We start from the raw sequence: 229 nt of genomic DNA, 5'->3' as shown, positions 1-229 counted from the left end.
ACACGTCGTCCGGGCCGCCGAGGAGGGGCACGTGCTCGACGGTGCCGGCCTTCCCTCCGCGGCCGACCTGTGGTTGTGGGGCGCGCGCGTCCACAGACAGCCCGGGCTGTTGCCGACCGATGCCGAGGAGCGCGCGCTCGACCTGGAGCTGGCCCGCCCGGCCGCCCTCGTCGCGGTCCGGCGCCATGCACGTGCGGCCCAGCCGACCGAGTCGCCCCGGCCGCTCGCG

At 78.2% G+C, this 229-nt stretch carries 1 pseudogene; it reads left to right on the top strand.

The window, feature by feature from the left end:
- Positions 1–31: 31 nt before the first annotated feature.
- Positions 32–229 (top strand): annotated as a pseudogene (locus tag ACR9ZK_RS23890) (glutamate mutase L); the annotation flags it as partial.

The organism is Monashia sp. HAY1-5C (assembly GCF_056755255.1).
This window is presented reverse-complemented; position numbering and strand designations above follow the sequence as displayed.